This window comes from Companilactobacillus halodurans, from assembly GCF_009600995.1.
Lineage (GTDB): Bacteria > Bacillota > Bacilli > Lactobacillales > Lactobacillaceae > Companilactobacillus > Companilactobacillus halodurans.
In genome coordinates this window covers 1-7,932 of record NZ_VDFO01000063.1, presented here as the reverse complement: position 1 = coordinate 7,932, position 7,932 = coordinate 1, and the positions used below count along the sequence as shown (strand labels likewise).

Genomic DNA, 7,932 nt, shown 5'->3' with positions numbered 1-7,932 from the left:
TAAGCGTATCAATCTTCAAATTTTTTGGCTCCGAGCAAGCTCGTCAGCCAAATAAAAAACAGCTAGACCAATTATGATCTAACTGCTTATGTAAACTGCCATCAACTTAATTTGACGAACAGCCCTTTTTTGTTGGTTAAGGGTTTTTGTTTTGATTTGTATGTTTTGAGATGAGGGCAACCTAACTCCACTCTCTGATTGAAAACGAGTTACGATGGGCAACTCATTGCGGCTAAGCCTATTTCCTAAATCACTCGCAAAAAGCGCGAGCAATTCATGAAATTGTCTTAGTCCTCGTGAGCTAACCCCCCATCTTCACTCTCTGATTGAAAACGAGTTGCGATGGAGCAACTCACTACGCCTAAGTCTATTTCCCATATTGTCTTAGGTTCCAGGAGCTAACCGCCCATCTCCACTCTCTAAATATTTAGATACTTGCTTTCAATATAAAATCCATCGCTAAGTTCTGCCCAAACGCTGTAATTATCCAATTGCACTAATTTCTTAACTAAGACTTTTTCTCCGCCACGGTATCTTTGGTTATCCATATCTCCATAAGGCGTTTGCCAAGCTGTTATGTATTGGTCTTTGTAATACATTATTTCAACTGAACGGTTGATGTTCATGCTGTCGATTACGGAGTAGGTGTAACTGATGTTACTGGCTGTCTCTGCTAAGGGGCTGTCTAACATTTCTTGACGAGAGCTTTCCTTTTTGATTTCTTTTGGCGTGATATTTTCTGTACTTGGTATCCAAGTATTTCCACCGAGATTGTACCAAATGATATTATTGTATGATTCTTGAACTGCTCGATAAACTTTCCAAGTTGTCCCATATGGCAGGACTTTCTCTAATGGCTTTTTACTTAATGGTTGATCAAAAACTCGGACGTTGTTTGAAGTCTGGATAAATAAATCTTTACTGATTTGATAATTTCTAACTGGCAAAAGATTGTAAGTATATTCTTGTTCTTGAACCTGCTGGGTAAATTGACCAGTTGGTTTTTTTGGACCATGTATCAAGAAACGGTTGGCTTCTTCTAATGGCTTAGTATCAAATTTTCGATTCAAATCGCCAATCAAATATTGTGGATCAGATATTAGATTACCCTCGGTGTTTCGATGGTAAACGATAACTGGTGCCGATAATTGACTCGCATAAACTAAATAAATTCCGTCAGAATTGGGGATAAATGTTTGTTGAAAATTGGTAACTGATGACAAAATATATCCCGGTATCTCTTTCCAAGGAATATCTAATTTGTCCAGATAGTGTCCCTTGATCGTGGTAGGTTGGATGATTTCTTTACCGATAGAATCAACATAATGGACCTTGATTTCGACATCATCGCGAGCTATTTTTTTTACTTTAGGTGAGAGTACATCATTTTCCATAGTTCTTTCCCCGTTATGGGAAAATTGCTCATTTTTAATTTTCTTTCCCATAAGAATCCCTTCTAACTTAAATTACCGTAATTCTAACATGAAAGAGGTAGGGAAAATGCCGACGGATGGCTGTTAGCGAGATATTTAAAGGAAAAACAAGAAAGAGTAAAGAAAATTTTAAACAATGGAATAAAAATAAGAGTAAAAAAGATTGAGCACAATTATAATTCAAATTATTTTGGTACAAAAATTTTGGTAGCAATTTGAGACTTTTCAATAATAATGGAGGTTATCAAGAGTTATTAAAGAAGCTGTTCGAAAATGAATTGGTTTCCTCAGAAAACTCCTCATCAACAGCCGTTGACAAAGAGACAAATTAACTTGGAATAAGGACAATGAAATTTTATTGTTTATTCAATCTAATTGGAGTGCTGTAGAAACTTATAAAACGATTTTAAACTGGTCAAATGAAGATAGTGTATAAAAAAAGGCTGAAACTTAACGTTTCAGCCTTTTTCATAAGCACCACTAATTATTTTGTAGTATCAGGTGCACTATACTTTGAAATTTTAATTTCACCCTTATCAAGGTGGGCTTCCAATTCCTTATCCTTAGAGTTATCTAGGAAGTAATCGGCAACCTTGTCTTCGATTTGTTCTTCAATTACACGACGAAGTGGACGAGCACCCATCTTAGGATTGAAGCCTAAATCAACTAATTTATCCTTAGCATCTTTTGTAACATGAATGCTTAGACCTTGATCAGCAATCATCTTGTTAGTATCGTCTAACATTAAATCAACGATCTTGAGCAAGTTGTCCTTGGTCAAGGAATTAAATTCAACGATGCCATCGAATCTATTCAAGAATTCTGGTTTAAAGAATTCTGATAAGCGATTCATGATTGAATTTGTTTTACCAGAAGCTTCAGCACCGAAACCAACATTTGCTTCTTGCAAACCTTGTCCAGCATTTGAAGTCATGATAATAATTGTATCTTTGAAACTAACAGTTCTGCCTTGTGAATCAGTCAAACGACCATCATCTAGGATTTGCAAGAACATGTGCATAACATCTGGATGAGCCTTTTCAATTTCATCAAGCAAAATCAAACTGTATGGATTACGACGAACTTGTTCAGTTAATTGACCAGCTTCTTCGTAACCAACATACCCTGGAGGCGAACCGATAAGCTTTGACACGCTTTGTTTCTCCATGTATTCAGACATATCGAATCTAATCATCGAATCTTCTGAACCAAAGAGTTGACGAGCTAATTGCTTAGCTAACTCTGTCTTACCAACACCAGTAGGCCCAACAAATAGGAATGATCCAATTGGACGACCTGATTTATTGAAACCAACTCTGTTACGACGAATAGCTCTAGCAACTTCGCCAACAGCTTTATCTTGGCCAATGATATGACCTTTCAAATCAGTTTCTAAGTTCTTTAATTGAGCTTGTTCGTTTGATTGCAATTCTCCAACAGGAATGTTGGTCTTCTCTTCAACAATCTTTTGAATGTCTCTTTCAGTTACAATATTTTTATCTGCTGGTTCATCCTTATTACTATTCTTCATATCTTGGAATTTAGTAACTTGATCACGATAGTAAGCAGCCTTTTCGTAATCTTCATTGCGGAGGGCAGCTTGCTTTTGAACTTCAGCATCTGAAATCTTGTTATCTAAGTCAGCCACATCAACATGATTGATTTGCAAGTTCTTCTTTGAACCAGCTTCATCGATTAAATCGATAGCCTTATCAGGTAGAAATCTATCTTGAATATAACGAGCTGATAGTTCTGCCGCTGATTTGATAGCTTCTTTAGAGAATTTTACATGGTGATAATCTTCATATTTAGGTTGCAATCCCTTGAGGATTTGGACAGTTTCGTCAACAGAAGGTTCGTCAACTTGAACTGGTTGTAAACGACGTTCAAGGGCAGAATCTTTTTCGATTGTCCGATATTCGTTAAGGGTTGTTGCACCGACTAGTTGCAAATCGCCACGGGCTAGGGCAGGTTTCAAAACGTTACCTGCATCCATTCCGCCTTCAGCATTACCTGCACCGACAATTTCATGAATTTCATCGATAAAGAGGATAATTTCTTTGTTCTTTTGTAATTCATTGATCAATTGTTGCATTCTTTGCTCGAATTGACCACGAACGCCAGTACCTTGAACTAGTGAAACTACGTCTAGTCTAACGACATGTTTATGTTGCAATTTTTCAGGAACATCGCCATCGACGATTTTTTGAGCCAAACCTTCGACAACAGCCGTCTTACCAACACCAGCTTCACCAATTAGAACTGGATTATTTTTTGTTCTTCTATTTAATATTTCAATTACACGATCGATTTCCTTGTCCCGACCGATGACTGGATCAATTTGACCTTTTTTGGCGAGATCAGTTAAATCAACACCATACTTATCTAGGACTCCGTTGCCTCCTGAACGACGGCCATTATTTCTATTGCCGTTGCCCGTTTGAGGTTGAGGACCTTGTTGCTCGAAAGCATTGTTTGGTTGCTGACCACCATTTAAGGCGTTGAACAAGTCTTCGAAACTAGAAAATCCGCCTGGATTTTGTGCCATATTATTCATACCTTCATTAGCTTGATTTCTTAATTTTTGATAACAGTCTTGGCAGAGATTAACTTCTGTCCGTTGACCATTAACACTTGTGTACAGATGAATTGTCGCTTCATTTTTGTGACAATTTTGACATAACATTCGCACCCCACCTTTCCTTTATCACAGGATACAACGGTAGTATATAATTAGCACTCGACGAATGCAAGTGCTAAGTCTTGGAAATGATAAATTTCTTTATCTAATAGAAGAAATATATCTTTTTTTCAATTTTTATTGAAAAATGTAAATAATATAAACGCTTTCAGGCTCTAGTGTTGTAAGCGTTAAACGTCTTATCGTGCTTGGTTTATAACGACTTTTTTTGGCCAAAGCCCTTGTGAAAAATTGAAGATAATGGTAAATTAATTAGTGAATATTTGTAGGTCTACTACAGAATTTTATAATTATATGGTGAGGTATTTATTATGGAAAAGAAAGAATTTCACATTATTGCAGAAACAGGAATCCACGCACGTCCAGCAACTATGCTAGTACAAACAGCTAGCAAGTTTAGCTCAGATATTAATATTGAATTCTCAGGCAAATCAGTAAACTTGAAGTCAATCATGGGTGTTATGTCACTCGGTGTTGGCCAAGGTGCTGATGTTACAATTTCAGCTGATGGTGACGATGCTGCTGATGCTATCGTTGCTATTGGTGACACAATGACAAAGGAAGGATTGGCAGAATAATGGTTAAAACTATTAAGGGAATTGCAGCAAGTGATGGTATCGCTACTGCTGAAGCATACCTTTTAGTTCAACCAGATTTGTCTTTCACTAAGAAAAGTATTTCAGATGCTGATGGAGAAATCGGTCGTCTAAAGGATGCTATTTCAACATCAGATGATGAGCTAACAAAAATCAGAGATACCGCTAAGGAATCTCTAGGTGAAGAGGAAGCTCAAGTTTTTGATGCTCACAAGATGATTTTGGCTGATCCTGAATTTACGGGTGCAGTTGAAAAGGAAGTTTCAGATAAGAGTGTTAATGCTGAACAAGCACTTCACGATGTTTCTGAAAACTTTATTTCAATATTTGAAGGAATGACAGATAACCCATACATGCAAGAAAGAGCAGCCGATGTTCGCGATGTTACGAAACGTGTCATGGCACATCTACTAGGCGTTGCATTACCTAACCCAGCATTAATTGACCATGAGGTCGTTATTGTTGCTCACGATTTAACACCTAGTGATACAGCTCAATTAAATAAGAAGTATGTTAAAGGTTTCGTTACTGATATTGGTGGTCGTACAGCTCACTCAGCCATTATGGCACGTTCTCTTGAATTGCCAGCTGTTGTTGGTACAGATACGATTACCAAAGATGTTAAGAAGGGCGATAAAGTCATCGTTGATGGCTTAAACGGTTCTGCAATCGTTGAACCTTCCGATGACGATATCAAACATTACAGTGAATTAGCTAAGAATTTTGCTGCAGAAAAAGCAGAATGGGAAAAATTAAAGGATCAACCTTCAGTTACAGCTGATGGCAAACACTTTGATATTGCTGCTAATATCGGTACACCTGATGATTTACAAGGTGTTATTGATAATGGTGCCGAGGGTGTTGGTTTGTATCGTACAGAATTCTTGTACATGCAATCAGACAGTCTCCCAACTGAAGAAGATCAATTTAAGGCTTATAAGAAAGTTCTTGAAGGCATGAAAGGTAAGGCAGTTGTTGTCCGTACAATGGACATCGGTGGTGATAAGCATTTACCATACTTGCCACTTCCTGAAGAAATGAACCCATTCTTGGGCTACCGTGCTATCCGTATTAGTTTGGATAGACAAGAAATCTTCAGAACTCAACTAAGAGCATTGCTACGTGCATCTGCTTATGGTAACTTACGTATCATGTTCCCAATGATTGGTACTTTACAAGAATTTAGAGATGCTAAGAAGGTCTTTGAAGAAGAAAAGGCTAAGTTAGTTAAAGACGGCGTTAAAGTTTCTGACGACATTCAATTAGGAATGATGATGGAAGTTCCAGCTGCTGCTGTTCTTGCTGACCAATTTGCTAAAGAAGTTGACTTCTTCAGTATTGGTACTAACGATTTGATCCAATACACAATGGCTGCAGATCGTGGTAACGAACACGTTTCATACCTCTACCAACCATATAATCCTTCAATTTTGAGATTGATTAAGCATGTTGTTGAATCAGCTCATAAAGAAGGCAAGTGGGCCGGCATGTGTGGTGAAGCCGCTGGTGACAACACTATGCTTCCATTGCTATTGAGCATGGGTCTTGATGAATACTCAATGAGTGCTACATCAGTACTTCGTGTAAGAAGTTTGATGAAGAAGTTGAGTACAAAAGACTTGGCTACATTAGCAGATCGTGCTGTTAACGAATCAATTACTAATGAAGATAACAAGAAACTTGTTGAAGAATACTTAAACAAGTAATAATCTATATTAATGAATTCAAAAAGAGTCCGCGTTGGCGGGCTCTTTTTGTCTCTCATGGAAAAGTAAAAAGTATGTTACCCTATTAAAAGAGATTAATAGAAAGGGAATATATGAAGAACAAGGTCATTAAAAATTTCATAGTATTTATTATTTTTTGGCTCCTGATTGTTTTGGGATTAAACCTACACAATCATCAACCACTTTTTTATAATTTTCCATGGGAAATATTATTAATATTTGCTTTATCGTTGATTCAAGTAGTTTCAAATTTGAGTAAGCGAGCTATCTGGGGGATTTATTTCGTAGTCTTTTATATTTATATGTTACTTGTTGGTGGCTATTACAATTGGAGCTCATTGGTTATATTTGCCATCTCAGCTATATTTATGTCAGCGGTTACTTACTTCATTGGAAGCCAATTTAAAAAGGGAGATAGCTTAAAATAAACAATTAAGGGGATTGATATTTTAACTGGGAGTTAAAAATGAAAATCAAAAAAATCTTACTTGTTTTCCTATTTGTCATTTTTGCTTTGGCAGCAGGATGTCAGCATCAGAATAAAAGAGAGATCAATCAAACTGAACAAGCACAATTGGTTAAGAAGAACCGGGAAGTTTGGAATAAGAAAGTAAAATCTTCTAAAAAAGTTCAGTTGAATGCTCCTAATGATGATATTGTTTCTGTTCCCAGCGGTTACGATGATACGAATATGTCACTGTCGCGTTTAAAAAATGGCAATCAATATTTAGTCAAAGCTAAGGTAATGAATTTACAGCCTGAATGGAAGCGTCCTTTTACACCTGAAACGAAAGCTAGTATTTTTGTAGAAAAAGTCATTAGTGGCGATAAATCAATTCAGAATTCTACTATTAAAACTGAATTTTCCGGAGGTCTTTCAACAGCTGAATATTGCTTTAATGATATAGAAGGGCGGTATCTTGGTGAAGACTTTGGCATTGATGATCCTAAGACGGTTATATATATGAAAAATCAGACTGAACCGATGCCAAAAATCGGTTCAACAGTTATTTTAGGACTTGAGAAATTTAGACCGGATGATAAGTATCACGAGAAGTTGTACAAGAAATACGGTTTAACGAAGGAAAATTTCTTTACTATTAATAATCCAGAAGTGACATATTGGATTAAAAAGCATGGTCGCTTTAAATTAAATAATCCGGCTTTTTATCAAAAAGAGAACCGAAATAGTAATCCCAATATTTTTAAGTTAACTAAAAAATTAAATGAAAAGTATTTATAAATTTGGAATATGAAAAAAAGAGAGATAAAGCACTGTTTTTATACAGTACTTTATCGGCTCTTTGTCAAATCGTATTGATGAATGATTTTTGAGCTTATTAAGTACGGCTCTTTGTCAAATCGTATTGATGAATGATTTTTGAGCTTATTAAGTACCCTCATTGAGGGTACTTTTTTTATGCGCAAATCAATCTTATTCTCTTAATAAAATGGTCAAGATTTCTAAATCCATA

At 36.4% G+C, this 7,932-nt stretch carries 5 protein-coding genes; 3 read left to right on the top strand and 2 right to left on the bottom strand.

Annotated features, from left to right (window positions below; translation table 11 throughout):
- Positions 1-419: 419 nt before the first annotated feature.
- Both FHL05_RS11925 and FHL05_RS11920 read right to left on the bottom strand, forming a co-directional pair.
- Positions 420-1,445 carry a MucBP domain-containing protein gene (locus FHL05_RS11925; protein WP_153522807.1) on the bottom strand — a complete coding sequence of 342 codons (1,026 nt, stop codon included), beginning with the start codon at positions 1,443-1,445 and terminating at the stop codon, positions 420-422.
- 472 nt (positions 1,446-1,917) lie between these two features.
- Positions 1,918-4,119 carry an ATP-dependent Clp protease ATP-binding subunit gene (locus FHL05_RS11920; protein WP_153386006.1) on the bottom strand — a complete coding sequence of 734 codons (2,202 nt, stop codon included), beginning with the start codon at positions 4,117-4,119 and terminating at the stop codon, positions 1,918-1,920.
- 326 nt (positions 4,120-4,445) lie between these two features.
- Here FHL05_RS11920 and FHL05_RS11915 point away from each other — a divergent pair, with 326 nt between their 5' ends.
- The 3 genes from FHL05_RS11915 (at position 4,446) to FHL05_RS11905 (ending at position 7,700) form a co-directional block, all read left to right on the top strand.
- The gene (locus FHL05_RS11915) at positions 4,446-4,712 is read left to right on the top strand and encodes a phosphocarrier protein HPr (RefSeq protein WP_153386004.1); all 267 of its coding nucleotides are present in this window, start codon (positions 4,446-4,448) and stop codon (positions 4,710-4,712) included.
- Positions 4,712-6,436 carry a phosphoenolpyruvate--protein phosphotransferase gene (ptsP, locus tag FHL05_RS11910; protein ID WP_153522805.1) on the top strand — a complete coding sequence of 575 codons (1,725 nt, stop codon included), beginning with the start codon at positions 4,712-4,714 and terminating at the stop codon, positions 6,434-6,436. Before FHL05_RS11915 ends, ptsP begins: the two co-directional genes overlap by 1 nt.
- A 487-nt stretch (positions 6,437-6,923) precedes the next feature.
- Positions 6,924-7,700 carry a hypothetical protein gene (locus FHL05_RS11905; RefSeq protein WP_153386000.1) on the top strand — a complete coding sequence of 259 codons (777 nt, stop codon included), beginning with the start codon at positions 6,924-6,926 and terminating at the stop codon, positions 7,698-7,700.
- Positions 7,701-7,932: the final 232 nt, after the last annotated feature.